A 1017-nucleotide genomic window follows, 5' to 3' on the forward strand; every position below is an offset into this window, starting at 1 on the left:
ATCGCGATGATCTCAATGGCTTGTCCTGTCTGGTTCAAGGTTGTACCAGCAAACACAGAAACCAGATCCGGATAACCAATAGCCATTGCCAACGAAGAGTTCTTCGTTAAGTTCAAGTATTGGCTTGTGAGTGGAGGAATGATGATTCTCAAAGCTTGAGGGATAACAACCAGCTTGAGCGTTTTAGCACGAGGCAAACCAAGTGACATCGCGGCCTCTGTTTGACCATGACTCACCGCGTTGATACCGGAGCGTACGATTTCCGCAATAAAGGCGGCGGTGTAAACACTTAACGCCAATAGCAAAGCTGCTAGCTCAGGAATAATGCTGATCCCACCTTTGAAGTTGAAACCTTTCAGTTCTGGGTATTCCAAAGAGATTGGCATACCGGAAACGAAGTAAACCAGCAGAGGCAAGCCAACAAGAAGCCCTAAACCGATTCGTCCCATCGGGGTTTGTTGGCCTGTTAGGCGTTGTTTGTTTCTAGCCCAAATAGAGATAGAGATCGTAGCGATAAGCCCGATAACAAACGCAGCAATCACAACACCACTGCCTTCATTAAACACAGGCGCAGGAAAATAAAGCCCACGCACGTTTAAGAAGATAGCTTCGCCAAGGCTCAAACTTTGTCTTGCCGATGGTAATGCTTGCAGTACTGCGAAATACCAGAAAAAGATTTGCAGAAGAAGGGGGATATTTCGAAACGTCTCAATGTAAACCGCAGCTAAACGGCTAACCAACCAGTTTGTTGAGAGACGCGCTACACCCATCGTAAAACCAATCGCGGTGGCGAGAATAATACCCAGCACAGAGACTAATGCTGTATTCAAAAGACCCACGATAAACGTTCTGCCGTAAGAATACGTTTCGTTATACTCAATGAGAGTTAACCCTATACCAAAACCAGCTTCTTGGTTCAGGAAACCAAAGCCTGTCGCGATGCCCCGAGCATCGAGGTTATTTAACGCATTGTTGATGATGGTATAAAAGAAAAATACCAGTGCAGCTATAGCAATG

1 protein-coding gene is annotated in these 1017 nt (G+C 45.8%); it reads right to left on the minus strand.

What is annotated here, in order from left to right:
- The coding region (locus R7P35_RS26440; protein WP_318093462.1) for an amino acid ABC transporter permease at positions 1-1017 on the minus strand (1017 nt) is incomplete at both ends.

The sequence above is a fragment of the Vibrio sp. Vb0304 genome (genome assembly GCF_033338995.1).
Taxonomy (GTDB): domain Bacteria; phylum Pseudomonadota; class Gammaproteobacteria; order Enterobacterales; family Vibrionaceae; genus Vibrio; species Vibrio alginolyticus.